This window comes from Terrabacter carboxydivorans (assembly GCF_039532035.1).
GTDB lineage: Bacteria > Actinomycetota > Actinomycetes > Actinomycetales > Dermatophilaceae > Terrabacter > Terrabacter carboxydivorans.
This window is the reverse complement of record NZ_BAAARE010000002.1, coordinates 19,133-41,818: the sequence shown is the minus strand read 5'-3', so window position 1 is coordinate 41,818 and position 22,686 is coordinate 19,133. Positions and strand designations below refer to the sequence as shown.

At 71.9% G+C, this 22,686-nt stretch carries 16 protein-coding genes; 4 read left to right on the top strand and 12 right to left on the bottom strand.

Translation table 11 applies throughout. The annotated features are described in order from the left end of the window. Positions 1-89: 89 nt before the first annotated feature. Both ABD297_RS02125 and ABD297_RS02120 read right to left on the bottom strand, forming a co-directional pair. Positions 90-1,433: a hypothetical protein gene (locus ABD297_RS02125; RefSeq protein WP_344252525.1), complete on the bottom strand. Its 1,344-nt coding sequence runs from the start codon at positions 1,431-1,433 to the stop codon at positions 90-92. 72 nt (positions 1,434-1,505) lie between these two features. Continuing rightward, on the bottom strand, positions 1,506-3,734 hold the full coding sequence (locus ABD297_RS02120) for a transglycosylase domain-containing protein (protein ID WP_344252522.1): 2,229 nt from the start codon (positions 3,732-3,734) through the stop codon (positions 1,506-1,508). A gap of 300 nt (positions 3,735-4,034) precedes the next feature. Between ABD297_RS02120 and ABD297_RS02115 the strand changes: the two genes are divergently transcribed. From ABD297_RS02115 to ABD297_RS02105, 3 genes are all read left to right on the top strand, one after another. Next, positions 4,035-4,700 carry a PadR family transcriptional regulator gene (locus ABD297_RS02115; RefSeq protein ID WP_344252520.1) on the top strand — a complete coding sequence of 222 codons (666 nt, stop codon included), beginning with the start codon at positions 4,035-4,037 and terminating at the stop codon, positions 4,698-4,700. A 3-nt stretch (positions 4,701-4,703) separates the two neighbouring features. Then, positions 4,704-5,795 carry an inositol-3-phosphate synthase gene (locus tag ABD297_RS02110; protein ID WP_344252518.1) on the top strand — a complete coding sequence of 364 codons (1,092 nt, stop codon included), beginning with the start codon at positions 4,704-4,706 and terminating at the stop codon, positions 5,793-5,795. A gap of 224 nt (positions 5,796-6,019) precedes the next feature. Continuing rightward, positions 6,020-6,334: a YtxH domain-containing protein gene (locus ABD297_RS02105; RefSeq protein WP_344252516.1), complete on the top strand. Its 315-nt coding sequence runs from the start codon at positions 6,020-6,022 to the stop codon at positions 6,332-6,334. Positions 6,335-6,488: 154 nt separating this feature from the next. Here ABD297_RS02105 and ABD297_RS02100 read toward each other — a convergent pair whose 3' ends face one another. Together ABD297_RS02100 and ABD297_RS02095 are read right to left on the bottom strand one after the other, a co-directional pair. Further along, on the bottom strand, positions 6,489-7,475 hold the full coding sequence (locus ABD297_RS02100; protein ID WP_344252514.1) for a DUF4190 domain-containing protein: 987 nt from the start codon (positions 7,473-7,475) through the stop codon (positions 6,489-6,491). A 114-nt stretch (positions 7,476-7,589) separates the two neighbouring features. Then, entirely contained in the window at positions 7,590-8,282 is a 693-nt protein-coding gene (locus ABD297_RS02095) for a DedA family protein (protein WP_344252512.1), read from the bottom strand. 182 nt (positions 8,283-8,464) lie between these two features. Here ABD297_RS02095 and ABD297_RS02090 point away from each other — a divergent pair, with 182 nt between their 5' ends. Then, entirely contained in the window at positions 8,465-9,103 is a 639-nt protein-coding gene (locus ABD297_RS02090) for a peroxiredoxin (protein ID WP_344252510.1), read from the top strand. A gap of 85 nt (positions 9,104-9,188) precedes the next feature. Here the strand turns inward: ABD297_RS02090 and ABD297_RS02085 are convergent, their stop codons facing one another. The 8 genes from ABD297_RS02085 to ABD297_RS02050 all read right to left on the bottom strand — a co-directional run bounded on the left by ABD297_RS02085 (position 9,189) and on the right by ABD297_RS02050 (position 22,674). Further along, positions 9,189-10,250 carry a threonine aldolase family protein gene (locus ABD297_RS02085; RefSeq protein WP_344252508.1) on the bottom strand — a complete coding sequence of 354 codons (1,062 nt, stop codon included), beginning with the start codon at positions 10,248-10,250 and terminating at the stop codon, positions 9,189-9,191. Positions 10,251-10,323: 73 nt separating this feature from the next. Then, positions 10,324-11,034, bottom strand: coding sequence for an SDR family NAD(P)-dependent oxidoreductase (locus ABD297_RS02080; RefSeq protein ID WP_344252506.1), 711 nt, complete (start codon positions 11,032-11,034; stop codon positions 10,324-10,326). Next, entirely contained in the window at positions 11,031-12,386 is a 1,356-nt protein-coding gene (locus ABD297_RS02075; RefSeq protein ID WP_344253108.1) for a DUF6421 family protein, read from the bottom strand. The genes ABD297_RS02080 and ABD297_RS02075 overlap by 4 nt, the downstream gene beginning before the upstream one ends. Positions 12,387-13,177: 791 nt before the next feature. Then, the gene (locus ABD297_RS02070; RefSeq protein WP_344252504.1) at positions 13,178-13,453 is read right to left on the bottom strand and encodes a WXG100 family type VII secretion target; all 276 of its coding nucleotides are present in this window, start codon (positions 13,451-13,453) and stop codon (positions 13,178-13,180) included. A 97-nt stretch (positions 13,454-13,550) separates the two neighbouring features. Then, positions 13,551-13,826, bottom strand: a complete 276-nt coding sequence (locus ABD297_RS02065) for a WXG100 family type VII secretion target (protein WP_081633740.1) — start codon at positions 13,824-13,826, stop codon at positions 13,551-13,553. Positions 13,827-14,099: 273 nt separating this feature from the next. Beyond that, positions 14,100-18,500, bottom strand: a complete 4,401-nt coding sequence (locus ABD297_RS02060; protein WP_344252502.1) for a type VII secretion EssC family protein — start codon at positions 18,498-18,500, stop codon at positions 14,100-14,102. After that, on the bottom strand, positions 18,497-21,214 hold the full coding sequence (locus tag ABD297_RS02055; protein ID WP_344252500.1) for a transglutaminase TgpA family protein: 2,718 nt from the start codon (positions 21,212-21,214) through the stop codon (positions 18,497-18,499). The genes ABD297_RS02060 and ABD297_RS02055 overlap by 4 nt, the downstream gene beginning before the upstream one ends. After that, positions 21,211-22,674 carry a DUF58 domain-containing protein gene (locus ABD297_RS02050; RefSeq protein ID WP_344252498.1) on the bottom strand — a complete coding sequence of 488 codons (1,464 nt, stop codon included), beginning with the start codon at positions 22,672-22,674 and terminating at the stop codon, positions 21,211-21,213. The genes ABD297_RS02055 and ABD297_RS02050 overlap by 4 nt, the downstream gene beginning before the upstream one ends. Positions 22,675-22,686 lie beyond the last annotated feature (12 nt).

Below are 22,686 nucleotides of genomic sequence, written 5' to 3'. Positions count from 1 at the left end.
CGGGCACACGGCGAACTGGGCAAGACTACCGGGCCGGACGGCATACGCCGAAATCGGCGGACGCACGGCTCCGGGTCGGCCGGTGCCGGTCAGGAGAAGCGGACGATGAGGCGGTCGTGGGCGCCGCTCATCGGGCCGGCGAGGTCGTCGGCCTCGACGGAGGCGGTCCCCCACCGTTCACGGGCGCGCAGCCACACGACGGCGACGAGCCAGAGCACAGCCACGACGCGCAGCATCGAGAAGAAGGCGTACCACGGGGCCGGCAGGCCTCGGTCGGGCACGGTCGTCGCCGCGATCGTCAGCCAGACGGCGACGAAGTTGAGCGCCTCGGCGCCGGCCCAGATGAGGTGGTCGCGCCACTGCAGCGCGCACCAGGCGATGAGCGGCAGGAGCCACACGGAGCTCTGGACCGTGAACGACTTGCCGGTGACGAGGACGAGCCCGACCATGACGAGCGACACCTCGGCGACCGTCGGCCGGCGCGCCGACGTCAGCGCGAGCACGGCCCCGACGACGAGCGCGACGAGCCAGCCGACCACCGCGAGCGCCGTCACGGCCCCCGCGGGTAGCGCGTGTCCGGCGAGCTGGGGCAGCAGCCACGGCGAGCCGTAGCCGGCCGACGCGGACGCCCACCCGAGGTAGGGCGACGCGGCGGCGTCACGGTTGAGCAGCCACAGCCCCGACAGCAGCGCCCCGAAGGTCAGCAGCGCGTAGCCGACGAGTCGGCCCATCTCGCGCAGCCGGCCGGACCGGACGGCGAGCAGGGCGATCGCGACGACGATGAGCACGGGGTAGGACCGCGCCCCGATGGCCAGGCCGAGCAGCACCCCGGCGAGTGTGGGGTTGCGCCTCGACCACGCCCACATGCCGGCGGTGGCGAGGGCCACCCCGAGCAGGTCGGCGGAGATGAAGGCGGAGAGGACCACGACCGGCGAGAGCGCGACGTGCGCCGCCGAGAAGGGCCGGGACGCCGACGAGGCGACGAGCCACACGATCGCGAGCAGCAGCAGGGTCAGCAGCACCGACCACAGCGCGAAGTACCACGCGGCCCGCGTCTTCAGGGTCCCGTCGTCGGGCCCGAGGCTGGCCACCGCCGTGAGCACGAGCCCGGTCAGGGGCGGCTGGCCGGTCGCGGGGGCGCCGGCGCCACCCTGGAGGTATGCCGCGACGCCGGCCTTGAGGTTGGCGTCACGGTAGGCGTTGGGCAGGTCGGCGTAGCAGGCGCTCCAGAACTGGGTGTCGCCGGTGAACCCGTTGCGCAGGCACGGCGCGCGCAGGAGCATGGCGAGCCCGGCCGTGACGGCGGTCAGGGCCGACAGGAGCGCAGCCGTCAGCAGCCACGGCAGCTCGCGCGCCGCGGCATACCTCCCGCGTGGGCCTCCGACCACCTCGGAGGCCGCGCGGACGACGGGGTCGTGGACCGTCTCGCTCACATCGCGCTCATGGCGTCACCCGACGAGCCGGCCGTCCCGGCGCGCCACCGCGCATCTCCCCCTGCCGGCCCATCAGCCGTTGCCGGGTTTGGTGGAGGTCGGCGACGGGCCCGGGAGCGGGATCGTGATCGACGGTTGGGTCGTCGACGGCTGGGGCTTGCCCGTGCCGTTCGTCTTGGTGGGCAGCTGCGTCGTCGTCGGCGCCTGCGTCGTGGTGGTCGGCGCCTGCGTCGTCGTGGGCGCCTGCGTCGTCGTCGTGGGAGGCGGCGTGAAGGTCGTCGTCGGCGTCGGGATCTTGTCGTCCCCGACACCCGCGCGGGCCGGGAAGTCCTGGACCTCCATGCCGCTGAGGGCCACCTTCATGAAGTCGTAGAAGACGTCGGCCGGGATCGTCCCACCGGTGAGGTTGGTGTCCTCGTTGCTGGTCAGCGTCTGCGGGTTGCCCTTGTCGTCCGGCTTGTACATGCCGATCGAGACGGCGAGCTGCGGGACGAAGCCGGAGAACCAGATCGACTTGGCGTAGGACGACGTTCCGGTCTTGCCGGCGATCGGGCGGCCGAGGCGCTGGAGCTTGGTGGCGGTGCCGCCGTCCTTGACGGTGTAGGTCATGGCGTCGGTGACGTCCGCCGTGACGTCCTTGTCGAAGGCACGCCTCGTCTCGGGCTTGGCCGTGTAGGTGAAGTCGCTGGAGACGGAGGTGACCTTCTTGACGAAGTACGGCTTGGCCCGCACGCCCTGTGACGCGATGGTGGAGTAGGCGGTGGCCATGTCGATGACGTGGGGCGAGGCGGTGCCGAGCACGTTGGTCAGCGTCGTGTCGAGGCCGGGTGTCCGCTCGGGGATGCCGGCGTCGATGGCGGCCTGGCGGGTCAGCGCCGGCGTGATCGTGTTGTTGAGGTTGACGAAGGCCGTGTTGATCGAGCGGCCGATCATGCGGCGCATGTCGACCATGCCGTAGGAGCGGCCACCGAAGTTGGTGATCGTCGTGCCGGCGATGTCCTGGGGCTGGTTGCCGTCGAACTTCGTCTTCGTCGAGACCCCGTCGCGCACGGCGGCGAGCACCGCGAACGGCTTGAAGTTCGACGCGCCCTGCATGATCGCCTGGGTCGAGGTGTTGAACTGCGACTTGGAGTAGTCGGCGCCGCCGTACATCGCGAAGACCGCGCCGTCACCGGGTCGCACCGCGACGAGCCCGCCGGTCACCTTCTTGGGGAGGTTGTCCCTCATCGCCGTGATCGCGGCCGCCTGGGCCCGCTTGTCGATGGTGGTGACGATGCGCAGGCCGCCGTTGTCGATGTCCTGCTCCGAGAGCCCGGTCGAGAGGAGCTCACGCTTGACCTGCGCGGTGATGTAGCCGTTGGGACCCGAGGAGAACTTGTTGCCCTTGTAGGGCTGGATCTTCGGGACCTCGGAGTACTTGGCGCGGTCGGCGGCGCTGAGCCAGCCCTCCTGGACCATGCCGTCGAGGACGTACGCGTAGCGCTTGGTCAGGTTGGCCTTGGCGTCCGCGCCGTTGGCCGGGTCGTAGAGCGAGGGGGCGTTGATGACCGCCGCGAGCACCGCGCCCTCGCCGACGGTGAGCTTGGAGACGTCCTTGCCGAAGTAGGCCTTGGCCGCGCTCTGGATGCCGTAGGCGCCGCGGCCGTAGTAGATGGTGTTGAGGTACTTCTCGAGGATCTCGGACTTGGAGAGCTGGCCGTCGATCTTGACGGAGATGAGGATCTCCTTGGCCTTGCGCGAGATCGTGCGGTCCTGGGTCAGGAAGTAGTTCTTGACGTACTGCTGCGTGATCGTCGAGCCGCCGACCTGGGCCTCGCCGGTGATGCTCGTCTTGACGGCGCGCAGGATGCCGCCGACCGAGATGCCGTTGTTCTGGTAGAAGGTGCGGTCCTCGGCGGCGATGTGCGCGTCCTGGACGAACTTCGGCACCTTCGAGAGCGGGACGGACTCGCGGTTGCCGTCCTGGACGGCGATGCGGTCGAGCTCGGTCTTGCCGTCGCTGTAGTAGACGATCGAGACCTGCTTGTTGGCCAGCTGGTTGGGCTGCGGGATCGACGTCTTGTTGTAGGCGACGACGACGCCGACGACCCCGAGCACGAGCAGGACCGCCGCGGCGATCGAGCCCCACTTCAGCGTGCCGAGCAGCCACTTCTTCCACCCGGTGCGGCCCCCGCCGTCACCGTCGTCGAAGCTCGCGCCCTGCGCGGGCCGGCCGGTGCCGTTGCCGCCGCCGGCACGCTGGGGCCGACCCTTGGCAGCCGCCTGCTGGGCAGCGCGGATGTCGCGCCTGCTCTGCGTCACAACCTGCTCCATTCACTGATCCGGCCCGAGAGAAACCATCCCGAGCCGCCACTCAGTATGACCTGACCGGCGCTGGGACGACGAAACGAAGGAGGCGGCTCACACGACCGGCACAAGTGCCCCACAGACTCCTCTCACATACCCCCCGGGGAGTCGGCGGGGTCGAGCGACCGGATCCAGCCGCCGAAAGCGCCTCCAGCTGGCAAGAACCGGTGTCGGACCTGTCGGTCGACCCACCGTGTCGCGAAGATGCGTCGGCGAGATGTATCGCAGCGATATATCTGGGTGTACGGTGGGTCCGTGCCGAAGTCCGACCGCCCCCAGAGCCGCCGCGCCGCGCTGCTCGAGTTCGCGGTCCTCGGCCTGCTCCACGACGGCCCCCTGCACGGCTACGAGCTGCGCAAGCGCCTCACCACCGCGCTCGGCATCTTCCGCGCCCTGTCGTACGGCTCGCTCTACCCGGCCCTGAAGCACCTCGTCGACTCCGGCTGGATCCACGAGACCACCGAGACCTCCCCTCGAGGCACGGCGAGCAGCAAGCGGCCCCGCATCACCTACGAGCTGACGGCCGACGGCAAGGAGCACTTCCAGGACCTCGTCGCCGCCAGCGGCCCCGACGCCTGGGACGACGACGACTTCGACGTCCGCTTCGCCTTCTTCTCCCGCACCGAGGCCCAGGTGCGCCTGCGCATCCTCGAGGGCCGGCGCTCCCGGCTCGAGGAGCGCCTCGCCAACGTCCGCGAGGCCTCGCAGGCCCGCCGCGAGCGCATGGACAGCTACACACTCGCCCTCCAGCAGCACGGCGAGGAGCGCGCCGAGCGCGAGGTCCGCTGGCTCGAGGAGCTCATCGTCGCCGAACGGCGCGCGGCCCTCGACCCCGGCCCCGCGGCATACGACGAGCCCACCCCAGACAGCTCCACCCGCAGCACGACCACCGAGAGCACGACCACCAACAACAAGGAGTGATCCATGGGATCCGTACGCGTCGCCATCGTCGGCGTCGGCAACTGCGCGAGCTCGCTCGTGCAGGGCGTCGAGTACTACAAGGACGCTGACGCCACCACCGGCGTCCCCGGCCTCATGCACGTCAAGTTCGGCGAGTACCACGTCGGTGACGTGGAGTTCGTCGCCGCGTTCGACGTCGACGACAAGAAGGTCGGCAAGGACCTGTCCGAGGCCATCAACGCCTCGGAGAACAACACCATCAAGATCGCCGACGTCCCCACCACGGGCGTCGAGGTCCAGCGCGGCCACACGCTCGACGGCCTCGGCAAGTACTACAAGCTGACGATCGACGAGTCGTCCGCCGAGCCGGTCGACGTCGTGCAGGTGCTCAAGGACCGCAAGGTCGACGTCCTCGTCTCCTACCTCCCGGTGGGCTCCGAGCAGGCCGACAAGTTCTACGCGCAGTGCGCCATCGACGCGAAGGTCGCCTTCGTCAACGCCCTGCCGGTCTTCATCGCCTCCGACCCCGAGTGGGCCGCGAAGTTCGAGGCCGCCGGCGTGCCGATCATCGGCGACGACATCAAGAGCCAGGTCGGCGCGACGATCACGCACCGCGTCATGGCCAAGCTCTTCGAGGACCGCGGCGTCGTGCTCGACCGGACGTACCAGCTCAACGTCGGCGGCAACATGGACTTCAAGAACATGCTCGAGCGCGAGCGTCTCGAGTCCAAGAAGGTCTCGAAGACCCAGGCCGTCACGAGCAACCTGACCGGCCCGCTCTCGGGTCTCGTCGACAGCAAGAACGTCCACATCGGGCCGTCCGACTACGTCGCCTGGCTCGACGACCGCAAGTGGGCCTACGTGCGCCTCGAGGGTCGCGCCTTCGGTGACGTGCCGCTGAACCTCGAGTACAAGCTCGAGGTGTGGGACTCCCCCAACTCGGCCGGCATCATCATCGACGCCATCCGTGCGGCGAAGATCGCCAAGGACCGTGGCATCGGCGGCGCCCTGCTGTCCGCCTCGTCCTACCTGATGAAGTCCCCGCCGGAGCAGCGCCCGGACGACCTCGGTCGCGCCAAGCTCGAGGCCTTCATCGCGGGCACCGAGGAGCGCTGACCTCAGCTCCCGATGCCGGAGCCGGGGGTGGGTGGCGAGCGCGAGCGTGCGAGCGTCCCCACCCACCGCTCCGGTATGCCGTGAGGCCCCCTCCCAGCCGGGAGGGGGCCTCACGCGCGCCCGGGCCGGGCGAATGGCGGGCAGGTGCGGCGGCGGTGGGTATGGCTGCAGTGAGACCGTCGGCGCCCAGCACCGGGCCGCCGACCCGAACCACGGAGGCTCCCATGAAGAGACTGCTCATCGTCACCGCCGGCGCCGTCGGCTTCCTGCTCGGCTCGCGGGCCGGCCGCCAGCCCTACGAGCAGTTCATGCGCACGATCGGCCAGCTCAAGGACGACCCCCGCGTGCAGGAGAAGGCGCAGCAGGGTGTCCAGCTCGTGCGCGAGCAGGCCCCGGTCGTGGCCGAGAAGGTGGCCGACGCCGCCCGGACCGCGACCGACAAGGTCACCTCGCACTCGACGAGCGAGGACGCGGACGCCCGCGTCGAGGAGGCCGTGCAGTACCAGAAGGACCACGGACCCAAGGGCCCGCTGCCCTGAGCCCGCTGCCCTGAGCCCGCTGCCCTGAGCTCGGGCCCGCCGGACGGGCTCGAGCTGCTCGAGTGTGCCGTGGGGCCCCTTCCGCGCCGGAGGGGGCCCCGCGGCCTACCCCGTCCACGGCTCGGCCCTCGCGACGTCGGGCGAGGAGCCGGGGTCAGCTGAGCGCGGAGCCGGTCGTCGTGCCCGACGGGGCCTCGACGACGCACACGACCGTGCGGTCACCACGCCAGGTGTAGGCGTCCGACGGGCTGATCGAGGACGGGTCCAGCTCGTCGTACGCCTTGTCGGTGATGAGCGGGTCCGCCTTCTCGGAGCACCCCTTCTCGGCGGCGGCCGAGACGGCCTTGTCGCCCGGGTAGGGCCCGGCCGGGAGCTCGAAGGTGACGACGACCTGGCTCTCGTGCGGCGACGCGCACGGCACCACCGTGACGAGGTCGACGGCGTCCTTGCGACCACCCGAGAAGCAGTCGCCGGCCTTGAGGGCCTCGACGAAGACCTCGTGGCGCTGCGTGACGGTCGTGGGTGCGGCGCTGGGTGCCGGCGGGTCCTCCGGGAGGAAGACGATCAGGGCGACCCAGCCGAGCAGCCACAACGCCCCGAGGACGATGCCGGCGACGGCCATGCCCTTGCCCTGCTGCACCCGGCGCCGCAGCTGTCCGAGGGCGACGATGCCGAGCACGATGCCGACGACGGCCGCCGGCGCGAAGAGGCCCGCGATCCCGCAGCAGAGGGCGGCGATGGCGAGGCCGTTGTGCCCGGGGGTCGGCACGGGGGACGCGTAGGGCGACTGGTACGGCGACAGGTGGGGCGCGGCCGGCGGCGAGGTGAAGAGCGACCCCTGCGGCGCGGCGAAGGGCGAGCCAGCGGGCGACGCGAACGGTGAGCCCGACGGCGCGGAGGACGGCGGCGCGAACGGCGAGGTCGACGCCGTGGACGAGCCCTCGGCGGACCCGGGCGGCGGCCCGGGAGGCGGCATCGTCGACGCCGCTGCCTGCGGCACGGGCACGGTCTCGGCGCTCGCGGCCGCGGGCGGAGCGGAGGTGTCAGGGCCGTCGGGCTCCCGGCGGTCCGCCTGGTGCGGCAGGTCGCTGCCCGGCGGCGGCAGGGGCGCGCCGGTCGGTGGCGGCAGGTGTTCGGTCACGCCGTGGAGCATCGCACGCACGTCGCCCGAGGGGCACGAAACGGGACACCCGACCCCGGATCGTGACACACCACGGCAATCCGGCCGATCCGCAATGGCGGGTGCGGTGTCCGGTCAGCCCGCGGACGGCAGGCGTGAGGGGCGTTCGGCGCCCTCGGCGGACCCGGCCTGCTCGGCGCCGGCGTCCGACGCCTTCTCGCCACGGTGCCGACGGACCTGCCACACGACGAGCGCCACGACGACGATGACCCCGACGGCCACGGCGGCGCCCCGACCGAGCCACGTCTCGACCTTGGCGTAGGACTGGCCGGCGAGGTAGCCGGCGGTGACGACGACGCTGCCCCAGGCGATCCCACCGGCGGCGTTCCAGACGAGGAACGTCGGGTAGTGCATCTTGGACATGCCGGCGAGCGCCGGCATGACGGCGCGCAGGAAGGCCGTCCAGCGGGCGAGGAAGACAGCCGCACCGCCCCGGCGGCCGAGGAAGTCCTGGGCCTGGTCGATGCGGTGTCGGTGTCGGTCGAAGGCACTCAGGCGCACGACCCTCCCCCCGAGGTGGCGACCCACCTCGAAACCGACCGTGTCGCCGACGATCGCCGCGACGACGACCACGATGAGGACCGCGGCCAGTGGGACGTGCCCCAGCGAGGCTGCGACACCGCCGAGGATCGCGACCGTCTCGCCGGGCACGACGAAGCCGACGAACAGCGCGTCCTCGACGAAGACGACCCCGCCGACCACGAGCAGCACGAGCCACACGGGCGCGTGCAGGACCTGGTTGGTGATGGTGTCGAGCAGGGCGCTCACGGCAGCTCCTCGGGACGGCGACAGGGGCGAGTCTGCACGCTCAGTCTTCGTCCCGAGTCTGGACGTTCGCTGAGTGCCCATCACAATATTTGGACACCCATAACTTCATGCATGGTCTTGTGGTGACAATGATCCGCAGAACCGGGGCGCGCCGTGCGCCCGACCCGCGAGAGGACGAGCCAATGGCAACACCACGACTGGGCGAGATCGCCCCCGACTTCGAGGCCACGACCACCGAGGGGCCGATCCGCTTCCACGACTGGAAGGACGCCAGCTGGGCGGTCCTCTTCAGCCACCCGGCCGACTTCACACCGGTCTGCACCACCGAGCTCGGCCGCGTCGCCGCGCTCGAGGACGAGTGGGCCAAGCGCGATGTCAAGGTGCTCGCCGTCTCGGTGGACCCGATCGAGCAGCACGAGGAGTGGAAGGGCGACATCGAGGAGGTCAGCGGCGCCACGGTCGGCTACCCGATCATCGCCGACGACTCCCGCCAGGTCTCCGAGCTCTACGACATGATCCACCCCGGCGAGGGCGACACGTCCGGGGTCCGCTCGGTCTTCGTCATCGACCCGGCCAACAAGGTGCGGCTGTCGCTGACCTACCCCAAGAGCGTGGGCCGCAACTTCGACGAGATCCTGCGCGCGGTCGACGCCCTGCAGCTGACCGACCGCGGCCCGTTCTCGACGCCGGCCGACTGGCGCGAGGGCCAGAAGGTCATCGTCGCCCCCACCGTCTCGACCGCCGACGCCCGCGAGCGCTTCGGGGCCGACGCCGTCGAGGAGGTCAAGCCCTACCTGCGCTTCACGAGCGCGCCGGCCTGACCCGTCCGGACCGTCAGGTCCACCTCGGACCCAGCGAGAGCCCGCACCTGCTGGAGGTGCAGGCTCTCGCTGGGTCCGGGACGGCTCAGGCGTGAAGGAGACGGCGCAGCTCGGCCAGGAACGCGTCGACGTCGGCCTCGGTCGTGTCCCACGAGCACATCCAGCGCACCTCGCCGGTGGCCGGGTCCCAGTCGTAGAAGCGGAACCGCTCGCGCAGCGCGTCGGCCACGCCCCGGTCGAGCACCGCGAAGACGGCGTTGGCCTGCACGGGCCGCTGGACCGTCACGCCCTCGAGCGGCTCGACCCCTGCCGCGAGCCGGGTGGCCATCGCGTTGGCGTGCGTCGCCGAGCGCAGCCACAGGTCGCTGCCGTAGAGGGCGATGAGCTGGGCCGAGACGAAACGCATCTTCGAGGCGAGCTGCATCGACAGCTTGCGCACGTGGACGAGCCCCAGCGAGGGGTCGGCGGCCAGCTCGGGGTCGACGACGACGACCGCCTCGGCCGCCAGGGCGCCGTTCTTCGTCCCGCCGAGGCTGACGACGTCGACGCCGGCGGCGCCGGTGAAGGCGGACAGGTCGGTGCCGAGGGTCGCCGCGGCATTGGAGATGCGGGCGCCGTCGAGGTGGACCCGCATGCCGAGCGAGTGGGCGTGGTCGGCGATCGCCTTGACCTCGGCCGGCGTGTAGCAGGTGCCGAGCTCGGTGGTCTGCGTGATCGAGACGACGAGCGGCTGCGCGCGGTGCTCGTCGCCGAAGCCCCACGCCTGGCGGTCGATGAGCTCGGGCGTCAGCTTGCCGTCGGGCGTCGGGACGGTGAGCAGCTTGATGCTGCCCATCCGCTCGGGCGCGCCGCCCTCGTCGGTGTTGATGTGGGCCGTCTCGGCACAGACGACGGCGCCCCAGCGTGGGAGCAGCGCCTGCAGCGCCACGACGTTGGCGCCCGTGCCGTTGAAGACCGGCCACGTGACGGCGCCGGCGCCGACGTGACCGGCGACGACCTCCTGGAGGCGCGCCGTGTAGGCGTCCTCGCCGTAGGCGATCTCGTGACCGCCGTTGGCGTCGGCCAGCGCCGCCAGCACCTCGGGGTGCAGTCCGGCGTAGTTGTCGGACGCGAAGCCGCGGCGGTCGGGGTCGTGCAGGGTGCTCACGGGGTCCTCACTCAGGTGGTGCGATGACGTTCGCCGGGTGGGCGAGGTGGGTCGACGGAAGGACGTCGGACGACTAGAGCTCGACGCGTGCGCCGTTGAGCGCGCTGGCCTCGCCGTCGAGCAGCCCGGTCAGCCACTCGGCGATCCGCGCCGGGGTGGTCGCCGTGCGGCCGGTCCCGATCCACTTCACCACACCGACGACGGCGGCCGACCCGGGGGGCGCGTCCTCGGAGCCGAACGAGTCGGCGAGGGCGCCCAGCCACGTCTCCGCGGCCGCCTTGGCGCTGGCGTATGCCGCGTTGCCCGCCGTGGGTGCCTGCGCGCCGGCGGCGCTGACGATGGCCACCCGGCCCCGCCCGGAGGCGAGCAGGTGGTCGTGCAGGGCGAGCGTCGTGTGGCGCAGGGTGTCGACGAGGTTGCCCGACAGCCAGCGCCAGTCCTCGTCGGTGGACTCGGTGAAGCCCTTGCCGCCACGCCAGCCGCCGACGAGGTGGAAGAGGGCGTCGACGTGGCCGTGCTCCTCCACGACCTCGCGGGCGAGGGACTGCACGGCCTCGCCGTCGAGCAGGTCGCAGACGCGGGTGTCGAGCAGGGCGGCAGGCCCGGCGTCGGCGAGCTCGGCCCGGAGCGAGTCCAGCGAGGCGGCGTCGCGGCCGACGGCCACGACGCGCTCCCCGCGCGCGAGCAGGGCAGCACACGTGGCGCGTCCCGTCGCCCCGGTGGCGCCGGTGACGACGACCACGCGCGGGTCACGGTCTGCCCGAGGGGCGTCCGTCGCGGTCACGCGCTGGCCCCGGTGATGCCGGACGTCGACTCGATGACGCCCTTCATCTTCTTGGCGAGGGCTTCGTAGAACATCGACAGCGGGAACTCGTCGGGCAGCACCGCATCGGTCAGCCCCTTGGGCGGCCCGTCGAGGGGCAGGGCCGTGAGGTCGCCGTCACGGTGACGGGCCCACGCCGAGAGCGGGTGCGGCGTCAGCACCGACGCGACGAGGTCGTAGGCGGCGAGCCAGTGCGCCGTCTTGGGCCGGTCGATGGAGCGCCAGTAGAGGTCCTCGACAAGGCGGCCGAGCTCGAGGACCGGCTCCGCCACGCGCTCCCACTCGATCGTGAGGCGGTTGTCGGTCCAGTGCAGCACGCCCTTCTGGTGCAGCCAGGCGAAGAGCAGCTGGCCACCGAGGCCGTCGTAGTTGCGGGTGCGGTCACCGGTGATCGCGAAGCGGAAGATGCGGTCGAAGAGCACGGCATACTGCACCGAGCGGGCGTAGGGGTGACCCTGGCCCTCGAGCGCGACGGCCTCACGGAAGGCGGTCAGGTCGCAGCGCAGCTCCTCGAGGGAGTAGAGGAAGTAGGGCATCCGCTGCTTGATCATGAACGGGTCGAACGGCAGGTCGCCGTGCATGTGGGTGCGGTCGTGGATGAGGTCCCACATGACGAAGGCGCGCTCGGCGAGCTCCTGGTCCGCGACGAGGCGGGCGGCGTCCGGCGGCAGCGACAGGCGCGTCACGGCGGCGGCCTCGGAGACGACCCGGCGGAAGCGTGCGGCCTCGCGGTCGGCGAAGATGCCGCCCCACGTGAAGGTCGGGACCTCACGCATGGCGACCGTCTCGGGGAAGAGCACCGCGGAGTTCGTGTCGTAGCCCGCGGTGAAGTCGAGGAAGCGGATCGGCAGGAAGAGCTTGTTGGAGTAGTCCCCGCCCTCGAGCTCGGCGACGAAGTCGGGCCAGATGACCTCGAGCAGCACGGCCTCGACCTGGCGGTTCGGGTTGCCGTTCTGGGTGTACATCGGGAAGACGACGAGGTGGAGCAGGCCGTCGACGCGGTGCTGCGCCGGCGCGAAGGCGACGAGCGAGTCGTAGAAGTCCGGCACGGCGAAGCCGCCGTCGACCCAGCGACCGAAGTCCTTGACGAGCGCCTCGAGGTAGTCGGCGTCGTGGGTCAGCTCCGGCGCCATGGCCTGGATGCCGGCGACGAGGCGGCCGACGTGCGCGGCGGCGGCCTCGTGGTCGGCGGCATCGGGCACGGACCCGTCGGCCGCCTGCAGCTCGCGCAGGTCGGTGACGGCCGCCTTGAGACCGCGCCACGCCTCGGACGCGACGAGCGGGTGGTCAGCGGCGACGTCGACGTGGCGCACCCGGCGCGGCGCGACGAAGCAGACGGCGTTGTGCACGAGCTCGGCGAGGGACAGCTCGCCGGCAGGCGATCCGGCGTCGGCGGCGAGCGCCAGCACGACGACGCGCCCGGCCTCGGAGCCGTGGCCGGTGGTCGTCGCGGCCACGGTGGAACCGCCGGCTGCGAGCAGGGGACGCGCCGGCGCCTGCAGCTCGAGCGAGGAGGACGCGCTCAGGGCGTCGAGGTCGACCCGCGCGAGCAGGTCCTCGCCGACCTCGGTGTCGCGCTCGACCCGCACGGCGGGACGGGGGCGGCCGGAGGGGGCCTCTGCGCCTGCGGCGACGCCGGTCACCGCGTCGGCGAGCTCGCCCGCGGGCGCGCCGAGCACGACGACGCCGCGGCCGGCGGCGAGCGCCTCGCGGACGACGTCGGCGCTCACACGGTCGGCGAGGGCCGCACCGTCAGCGGCCGTGGCCTCGACGACGGGCACCTCGGCGGTGTCGGTGGGGGCGGGCACGCAGCCACGACGGGTCAGCGCGTCGGCCAGACCGGGTCGGTCGGCGGCGACGGCCACGAGGGGAAACAGGCTCACGAGGGGCCTCCTGTCCGGAGAAACTTCGGCATTGATGCTGTGCTCATGAAGAATCTACGGCCTAGGAGCCCATCGAGGCCAATTAGTCTCGCCGAAGGGCGAGGTGGCACACCTTCCGTCCCCGCGCGGGCACACGAAAGGGTGGCCGCTCCTCCCCTGAGAGAGCGACCACCCCTCGCGCTTGCGGATGCCGCGGAGCCGGGCTCACGCAGCAGCCGGGCTCACTTGGACGACGTCTGCTTCTGCGTCTCGGCGTTCGTCTTGCACTTCTTGCCCATGGCGTCGAGCTTGTCGCCGGCCGCGGAGACGACCTGGCGCTGGCCGTGCCAGTCGCTCTGGAACTGCTCGGCGTCCGTGCCGCCCCAGTTGCCCTTGATGTTCGAGACGGCGCTGTTGACGGCCTCGACGATGCCGTCGAGCTCGCCCTTGTAGCCGACGAGCTTGTCACCGGACGCGGACACCGCGTCGGCGTTCATACCCTTCTTGTAAACAGCCATGTCAGTTCCCCTTCAGAAGTGAAGCGTGTGTAGGTCTTGGTGTGAGCTGAGGACGATCAGGCCGATCGGACCGATCGGCCGACCAGTACGAGTGCGCTCAGTACTGCGACGAGGTGCTGCGCTGCTGCTGGACCTCGTGGTCGATCGTCGACTTCATCTCGGTGAGCAGCTTCTGTGCCTTCTGGAGCTCGGGACGGTGCGTGCCGGTCCACTCCTGCTCGAACTGCTTGGAGTCGTCACCCTGCCAGTTCTGCTTCAGGGACTCGACCTCCTGGTCGACCTTCGTGATGAGCTTCTGGATGGCCTCCGCCTGCTGCTGCAGGACGTTGCCCTGGGCGTTGACCTCATCGTCGTTCATTCCGAGCCAAGCCATGACCTTCTCCTTTGCCTGTGTTCCCCCGACTGATTCGGGAAGTTCTCCTCCGGACCAACCGTGCAGGCCCGCGCTTTGCGAAACTCCTCGACGTCCGCACCCTTCGTCCGAAGAGCGGCTTTCGTCGACATGCAGAAACCTATGTCAGCCCTCGGGGGGTGTCGATGGGGAGCACTCCCCATGACCTCCCCACCCCTTCGGGCACCACTGGCGTATGCCGTGTGCTCCCGCCGATTCCCTTTTGCACCAATGCTTTTGGCGTTGTCCAGGGCATCACGGCTTGGCCACCTGGAGCAGCTCGAACTTGCCCTTCTCGATGAGGAACCCACGCCCCGGGGGGAGCTCCGCGCGGTTGAGGGCGGGGAGGTTGGCCTTGAACACCGAGAGACCCTCGTTGCCGTCCGGGTGCAGGGCGAGGCCCGAGCGGGACGTCTTGAGCAGGGCCTGGAGCCCGAAGTTGCTGCTGAAGAAGGCCGCCTCGCCCTCGGCGACGACGAGCTGGTCGTTGTCGACGCACGCCTTGGCGAGGGTCGTGAGCGCGTTCTCCGCACCCGCCGGGGCGAGGTCGTCGATGCGCTCGACGAAGACCGCGATCGGCCGGGTGACCCGCCCCTCCTCGATCTCGGCGGCGAGCCGGCTCGCGAGGGCCGACGTGGGGCCGCTGCCGACGGCCGTCTCGGCCCAGATGCCGAGGTCGAGCAGCTCCGAGGTGCGCCGGGGTGTCATGAGGTAGAGCGCCGACGCGGAGCTGAACCGGAAGAGCCCCGCAGCGGTCGCCGCGACCGCCGTCGTGCGCCCCGACCCCGACGGACCGGTGATGATGAACGTGCCCTTGGGGTCGAAGCCGTGCGGCTCGAGGCTCGAGGAGGCGACACCGACGACGGGCCGGCCGCGGAACTCCGACGGCAGGTCCCCGAGGGGGATGACCTCGGCGAGGCTCTCAATGGGCGGGGCCTGGCTGACGCCCGCCTTCCGGGTCGCGTCGGCGAACGCCTCGATCGCGGCGGCCTGGACGGTGACGTCCGAGGAGCCGCCGAGCACCGCCACCTGCACCTCGGACCCGGCCATGAGGCCGCGCCCGGGCGGTGAGGCCATCGTCAGGACGTCGCCCGGCACGCCGAAGACGGAGTAGTCGTCGACGTTGCTCATGCGCAGGATGATCCGGCCCTGCACGGCTGCCGCGAGGTTGGTCGGCAGGCCCGTGCGCTGGTCGGAGGCGATGATGAAGTGGACGCCGACCGGGCGGCCGTCGGCCGCGAGACCGGCGAGCAGGTCGAGCCAGTGGAAGCGGCCGCCGACCTCGTAGGCCTGCCGGAACGCCGTCATGTTGTCGATGAGGACGATGACGCGCGGCTCGTCGGGGCGGCCGGCGAGGCGCCGGTAGTCGGTGATCGTCGCGGCGCTGACGGCCGAGTAGCGCGAGGCCCGCTCGTCGATCGTGGCCCGCAGCATCCGGAGGAGGCGCGTCACGCGCTCGTGGTCGCCGCCGGGCACGATGGAGCCGACGTGCGGCAGCGCCTCGAGCATCGCGAGACCGCGGTTGCCGAAGTCGAGGCCGTAGACGTGGCACGGCCCGCCGCGCACGGTGTAGCCGGCCGCGACCGCCATGGAGCGCAGGAAGACCGACTTGCCCGAGCCCGAGGTGCCGTAGATCGCGATGTTGCCCTCCTTGTCGGGACGGAACGCGATCTCGGGCTGGGCCTGGTTGTCGGGGTCGTCGGCGATGCCGAAGACGAGCTCGTCGTCACGGCGCTGCGTCGGCAGGCTCGCGAGGTCGTAGACCGGGCGCATGTCGGGCAGCCACGGCTTGCGGGGCTTGGCCAGCTCGGCGACGCGCGCCGCACGACCCAGCGTCGACACGAGCCGCTGGATGTCGGTGGGACCGAGGTCGGCGGAGTCGTCGGCGCCCTCGACGCGGGGCGGCTCCCACTCGGTGCCGCGACCGAAGGTCAGCGTCTCGACCTTCATGTCCGGCGGCGGCGGGACGTCGGAGGTCCACCCACCGGCATACCCCGTCTGGAAGGGGACGAGCCTGCCCGGGCCGGTCTTGGAGACGGCACGACCCGGGAGGGCCGGGTCGAAGAAGGCCGCCTCCTTGGAGCCGAGGACGTCGTCGGAGTCGTTCTCGTCGGCCATCCGCAGCGCCATGCGCAGGTTGGTGTTGGCGCGCAGGTTGTCCTTGATGACACCGGCGGGGCGCTGCGTGGCGAGGATGAGGTGCAGCCCGAGGGAGCGGCCTCGCTGGGCGACGTTGACGACGCCGTCGACGAACTCCGGCACCTCCTGCACGAGCGCGGCGAACTCGTCGACGACGAGGATCAGCGACGGCGGGGCGTCCACCTCGCCGCGCCGCTCGAGCTCGAGCAGGTCCTTGGCCTTGTGCCGGGCGAGCAGGTGCTCGCGGTAGTGCAGCTCGGCCGCGAGCGAGGCGAGCGCGCGGCGCACGAGGTGCGGCGACAGGTCGGTGACGAGGCCGACCGTGTGCGGCAGCTTGACGCAGTCGCGGAAGGCGGAGCCACCCTTGTAGTCGACGAGCAGGAAGGTGACCCGCTGCGGCGAGTGGGCCGCGGCCATGCCGAGGATCCACGCCTGCAGCAGCTCGGACTTGCCGGCACCGGTCGTGCCGCCGACGAGGGCGTGCGGGCCGTCGGAGCGGATGTCGACCGAGAAGGTGCCCTGGCTCGACTGGCCGACGACGGCGCGCAGGTTGCCGGGCTTGCGCGGCAGGACCGCGGGCGCGTAGGGACCCGTGAGGATCGAGCGGGACTCGCCCCACTTCTCGATGACCGCCTCCTCGGAGCTCGCGAGGTCGGTGCCGGTGAGGGTGAGCAGCGAGACCGCTCGCGGCAGGTCGCTCGCGTCGTCGACGGGGACACCGGCGTCGACGACGGGCGCGAGCTGGCGGGCGCCCGCCATCGCCTCGTCGTAGGAGATGCGGTCGACGGCGACGGGCTGCACCTCCTCGCCGGCGTGGACATAGCCGGCGAGCGAGGTGTGGTCGTCGGACACGACGAGGAAGGTCTGGCACGCGGCGGGCAGCAGCTGCTGCGTCTCGGCGACCCACAGCACGACGATGCCGTGCCGGTGGCCGCGCTCGGCGATCGCGACGAGGCGGCTGCGGTCGATGGGGGCGTCGCTCTCGACGAGCACGAGCACGGTCGGCCGCTCGGCGGTGGCCTGGTCCTGCTCCTTGCCGGTGCCCTTGGCCTCGACGATGTCCTCGAGGGCGTCGGCGAGCGCCGAGCACCCGGGGGCGCTGGCGGCGAGGTGGTCGACCCCGATCGGGCTGTGCGGAGAGGTCGTGTGCGGGAGCCACTTGAGGAAGTCCCAGTCGCGCGCCGAGCTGCCGGAGGCGAAGGAGCACACGGCGAGCTCGGCCGGCGAGTGCAGCGCGGTGCCCTGGAGCACGAGCGAACGGGCCGCGCCGAGGGCTGCGGCGCGCTGGCCGGCGATGCCGACGGCGCCGTCGCTCAGCGGCGTGGCGACGACGGGGACGTCGTGGACGACCTCGAGGCCGCTCAGCTCCTCGGAGACGGCGAGCCAGGCCTGGGCCTTGGAGCGGCCGACCGCGGGCATCTTGATCGGGGAGCGCGACGGACGGGTGCCGAGGCCGAGCCGCAGCTCGCCGAAGCCGTTGCCGTCGCGCCGGCGGGTCCAGAGCAGGGCGCTGCGGTCGCGCACGGCGGTCAGGCACTCGAGCCCGCTCGGGTGCTCGCCGCGGCGGGTCTGCCCCTCGACCTCGAGCGACCCGCGGATGCGCTGGGAGAGCAGCCCGAGGTCCTCGCGGAAGTCCTCCATCGCCTGGGCGAAGTCCTTCTTCTGCTGGCGACGCGCCTCGTAGTAGGTGCCGGCCATCATCATCGGCATCATCAGCATGAAGATGATCGAGAAGGCGCTGCGGGTGATGAGGTACATGACGATGCCCATCAGCAGCGGCACGACCATCGCGACGAGCGGCATCGGGTTGAGCTTGCCGCGCTCGGGCAGGTCGGGGACCTGCCACTCCTGTCCGGTGAAGAGGGGCGCCACGCGGGGTGAGCGGGAGAACGCGACGGTGCCGGCGTCGCCCGACAGGACGCCGCTGCCGGGCCGGCTGACGACGCCGTCGCCCTGCAGGTGCACCTCGAGCTCGGTGTCGCCGACCCGCACCACGTCGCCGCTCTTGAGGTGCGCGCGCGTCACCTGCTGACCGCCGGCCGTGATGCCGTTGGCCGAGCCGAGGTCGACGACCTCCACGACCTCCTGGATGACGAGCTTGGCGTGCTTGCGAGAGACCGACTCGTCGGACAGCTGCACCTCGCAGCCGCGTCCACGGCCGACGTATGCCGTCCCGCGGGCGAGCGGGAACTCCTTGCCCGCGTCGGGGCCGGACCGGATGAAGGCGACCGCCGCCGGGCGCCCCCGGTCGACGAAGCCCTCTCCGGCCCGGGTCACCGAGACGCGCATGCCGGACTGGAGGCCGCTCTCGGCGACCGTCGCGCGCGGGTCGAGCGCCCGCAGGTCCTGGTCGACGAGCGCGAGCGTCATCGGGGCGTCCGCGCCGAGCACGCTCGAGCGGTTCGGGTCGGCGGCCGCCAGGAAGCCGGCGAGGTCGCCGACCGTGGTGGCGGAGTCCGTCGTCGCGACGAGGTCGGTCTCGCGGTCACCGGACCGGAGGACGAACTTCAGCTTCACGCGTCACCCTTCGTGCGGGCCTGGCCCGTGCTCGCGCCGCGGCGGCTGCCGCGGCGTCCTGCAGTGGTCGTGGTCGGCAGGCTGGTGCCGATGCCCGCCTTGCTCGTGCTGCGCCGTCCCCGGCGCGGGGGCTCGCTGCCGCCCCGGCCCTGTCCTCGCGACGTCCGCGTGCGGGCGGGCCCGAGTCCGGCGCCGCTGGGCTGCCGGTCGCGGAACGTGCGGAGCGAGACGTCGCCGCGCAGCTTCTGCCAGAACGTCTGCTCGCTGCGGATCCGCTTGCGGGCCGTCTCGACGTCGGCCCAGAAGGCGGCGACCTCCTCGGGGGTCGGCTCGTCGACGTCGAAGACGTGCCCGTTGGCGGAGGCGGCGAGCGGCACGAGGGCCAGCTGCCCGCGGCCGCCCGTCTCGGCGGCCGGGGTCGGCAGCGGCTCCGTGTCGGCGCTCGGCACCGTGCCCGGGCCGAAGGGACCGTGCGCCGCCACGGGCGCACCCATGAGGGCGCCGTCGACGACGACGCTCGGCTTCGGCGGCGGAGGACCGTCGACGTGGAGCTCGAGCGCGCGCGCCTGCTCGATGCGGGTCCCCTTGGGAGGCAACGGCATCCGAAGGTCACGGGCGGTGTCGATGATCTCGCGCCAGCCACCGGTGACGCGGGCGGAGGTGCCACCTGTCGTGCGACGGCGGCGACGCCGCAGCCACTTGGCCCCGCGGATCGCGCCATAGACGGCGAGCAGGACCAGCAGGGGCACGAGCACGTAGAAGAGGAGCCAGCGCAGCCAGTCAGGCCAGTTGTCGGGGTTGAGCGGGTTGTCGTCCTTCTGCGGGTTGCGCAGCTGCGTGGCGTTCTGCGCCTGGTCCGGGCCCTGGAGGACGCTCGGCGGGTTGTTCGCCGCCGGCGGCGGCACCTGGGCGCCGGTCTTCTTCTCCTCGGACTTGCGGATCAGCTGCTGCGGCTTCTTGTTGCGCTCGGGGACGAACTGCGTGGCGAGGATCGGCATCCACGTGTCGTCGGCGAGCTTGACCTCGACCCACGCGCGGACGTCCTTGCCCTTGACGACGCCGCCGGCCTCGGGGATCGCGCCCAGCACGACCCGCGCCGGGACGCCGAGCCGGTTGGCGACGAGCGCGTAGGCGGCGGCGTACTGCTCGTCGTTGCCGGCCAGCTGGGTCGACTTCATGAACTGGCTCATCCGCAGCAGGCTGTGCCCGGGGAGGAAGACGTTCTGGTAGTCCCCGGGTGCGCCACCGTCGGTGTAGGCGCCGTCCTGGAGAGCCTTGGCCACGGCCGCGACCTTCTCCCACTGGCCGTCGACGCGGTCGGTCCAGGGCGTCACCTTGTCGTCGAGGAACGTCAGTGCCGACGCGTCGACGGTGGAGCCGTCGGCGAGGTTCACCGACTTCGGCAGGGCCGTCGGCGGAGCCTCGACGTAGGCGGTCACGGTGTATTGGTCGCCGGCCGCGAGCTTCTCGGGCAGGACCCCGGTGTTGGTGTCGATGTTGAAGCGCAGGTCGTCGCTGAGCTGGTCGCGGCGCCCGCCGCCGAAGTCGAGCCCGGTGACGGTGCCGAAGGTCGGCAGCCACACGTCGCTGTAGCCACCGGCCGGCACCGCCACGGTGGCCGTGACCTCCTGGCCGGGACCCTCGGCCGCGATGTGGCTGCCGACCTTGCGGAAGCTCGTGCCATCGGGGACGGGGCCGCTGCCGAGGTTGGCGAAGTTGCCTGCGCCCCAGACGTACCCGTCGTAGGAGTCGAGGGCGGCGAACCGCAGCGGCACGTTGGCCGGAAGGCCCTTGACCGTGAGCAGCGTCTTGTCGAACTGCTTGGCGCTGTTGGGCTCGGTGTACTGGCGGAAGCCGGCGAGCGGCGACGCGTACTGGCTGACGTCGTACGGCGGCTCGAGCGAGGAGCGGAACACCGTGCGCGTCGGGTCGGCCCCGGGCAGCAGCGGCCCGACGAAGAAGCCGCCGACCGTGGCCACGGCGAGCAGGCCCGCAGTGGTCACGGCACGCGTCGTGCGCCCGGCACCGTTCTGGAGCGCCGGACGGTTGCGGTTGCTGCGCAGCGCGGTCCAGCCGATGGCCACGAGGGCGAAGACGGCGCCCTGGACGAGCACGGCTGCCGGCGTCTGCGTGCCGAGCACGATCGAGGCGACGAGCAGAGCCACCGGCGAGACGAGCGCGAGGACCGCGCCCGGCCAGCGCCGGGCGACGCCGTAGGTCAGGGCGGCGCCGACGAGCCCGAAGAGGAAGGGCAGTGCCATGTAGGGGCCCTTGGAGTCCACCGGCGGCAGGGCCGTCAGCAGCTCCTTCCAGCCCGGGACGGCCATGTGCACGAGGGTCCCGAAGGTCGACCCGGAGGGCAGGAACCCCGCGATGAGGTCCTCGCGCACGGCCAGGGGCCCGCCGAGCAGCAGGTAGGCGACTGCCGCGCCGAGCATCGTCACGACGCCGAAGGCGCGGAACGCGGCCCCGACGTGGCTGACGAGGAGCCCGACGAGCAGGCCCGCGAGGCCGACCCACAGCCAGCCGAGGCCGAAGAACGTGGTGCGGAAGCCGACGAGCGCGATGCCGACGAGCGCGATCGTGAAGCCGGCGTCGACGAGCTGCGGCACCGTCGGGCGCAGCTTCGCCAGCTGGGCTCCGAGACGCTCGCGGGCGCTCGGTGGTCGCACGAGGGCGCTCGGCGGCGGGGCGGTGATACCGGTCTGGCTCATCGGGCAACTCCGGTGAACAGGAGGGGACGGAGGTCCTCGAGCGCGCTCAGCGTGAGGATCGACAGGCCGCCGCCACGGCGGATGCCGTGCTGGGCCTGCGGGTCGACGACGACGATGACGCGCGTCACCTCCGGCGGGAACTGCCCGGCCGCTCGCTGCAGCTCGATGAACGGGCGGTGCGGACCGGTGACGATGAACACCGTCGAGGTGTCGGGCGCCAGGTCGGTGGCGTCGAGGCTGGCCGCGAACAGGTCGATCGGGCCGGGCTCGACCCGCGACATCGCGTCGAGGCCGACCTGCGGCACGGACTTCGTGACCTTCTGGGCGCCGCAGACCATGGTGCAGTCCTGCTCGTCGAGCATGACGCGCACCATGATCGAGGACCCCACCGAGATCGCCGTCTCGACATCGGCCTGGATCGCCGTCGGGGCGTTGGCCGCCATGACGTCACGCTCGACGTCGCGGTCGGTCCGGCCCGTCTTGCCGTGCCCGGAGCGGTACTGCTCCGGGTCGGGGTCGACGATGACCGTGACGTGCGAGCGCCGCGTGTCGAGGAACTGGCGCACGAGCAGGCGTCCCGCCTTGGCCGAGCTGCGCCAGTGGATGTAGCGGCGGTCGTCGCCCGGCTGGTACTCGCGCAGGGCGTGGAAGGCGAGGTCGCTCATCGAGACGTCCTCGGTGGTGCTGCCCTCGAGGTCGCGCAGCAGGCCGGCACCCAGCGGCTCGAGGGCCACGGTGCGCGGGTGGACGAACAGCTCGGTGCGCTCGGTCCACGTCAGCGTGCGCCGCATGAGACCGAGCGGGTCGCCCTGCACGGTCGTGGCCGGACCGACCTGGATGACGCCGCGGCGCGAGGTCGGCACGACGAAGAGCTCCTCGTGCGCGGTGCCCGGGGTCAGCGCCGGCAGGACGAACCGCGCCGCCGACAGGCCCACCGGCAGCTCGACGAGGATCGGCAGCATCGGCGTGCGAGCCTCGTTGGTGACGAGGATCCGGCCCGTCGCCGGCTCACCGACGACGACGCGGCGGGGGTCGACCTCGGCGAGGATGCGCACCTTGGTGCGTCCCAGAGCGAGAGCGAAGCACACGCCGAAGAGCACCAGCGCCGCACCGGCCACCATGAGCAGCTCGGTCCAGCCCCAGCGGGCACCGACGCCCCAGCACACGAGGCCGAGCGCGAGGATCGTCCACCCGAGCGGCGACACCCACCGCAGGATGCCCGCCACCGGACGCCAGACACCCTCCGTCTGGCCGGCCACCTGCTCGATGGACCGGGTGATCGGCGCGGTGATCTGGCGGATGCCACGGCTCGTCGAGCCGGCGACGGCGTGACCGCCGGTCCCGCCCGCCGTACCCCCCGCCACGGGCGCGACGGCACCGGCCCGCGCTCCCGCGCGTGACGGCATACGGAAGCGGCCGCCGCGACGCGACGGCGCGGCCTCCTGGTCCTGCTGGGTCATGCGGTCCCCTTG

Bases quoted from the DNA above. Each gene is read 5' to 3' on its own strand.
- ABD297_RS02055 (WP_344252500.1), bottom strand. From the start codon at position 21,214: ATGAGCCAGACCGGTATCACCGCCCCGCCGCCGAGCGCCCTCGTGCGA.
- ABD297_RS02105 (WP_344252516.1), top strand. From the start codon at position 6,020: ATGAAGAGACTGCTCATCGTCACCGCCGGCGCCGTCGGCTTCCTGCTC.
- ABD297_RS02070 (WP_344252504.1), bottom strand. From the start codon at position 13,453: ATGGCTGTTTACAAGAAGGGTATGAACGCCGACGCGGTGTCCGCGTCC.
- ABD297_RS02090 (WP_344252510.1), top strand. From the start codon at position 8,465: ATGGCAACACCACGACTGGGCGAGATCGCCCCCGACTTCGAGGCCACG.
- ABD297_RS02065 (WP_081633740.1), bottom strand. From the start codon at position 13,826: ATGGCTTGGCTCGGAATGAACGACGATGAGGTCAACGCCCAGGGCAAC.
- ABD297_RS02050 (WP_344252498.1), bottom strand. From the start codon at position 22,674: ATGACCCAGCAGGACCAGGAGGCCGCGCCGTCGCGTCGCGGCGGCCGC.
- ABD297_RS02110 (WP_344252518.1), top strand. From the start codon at position 4,704: ATGGGATCCGTACGCGTCGCCATCGTCGGCGTCGGCAACTGCGCGAGC.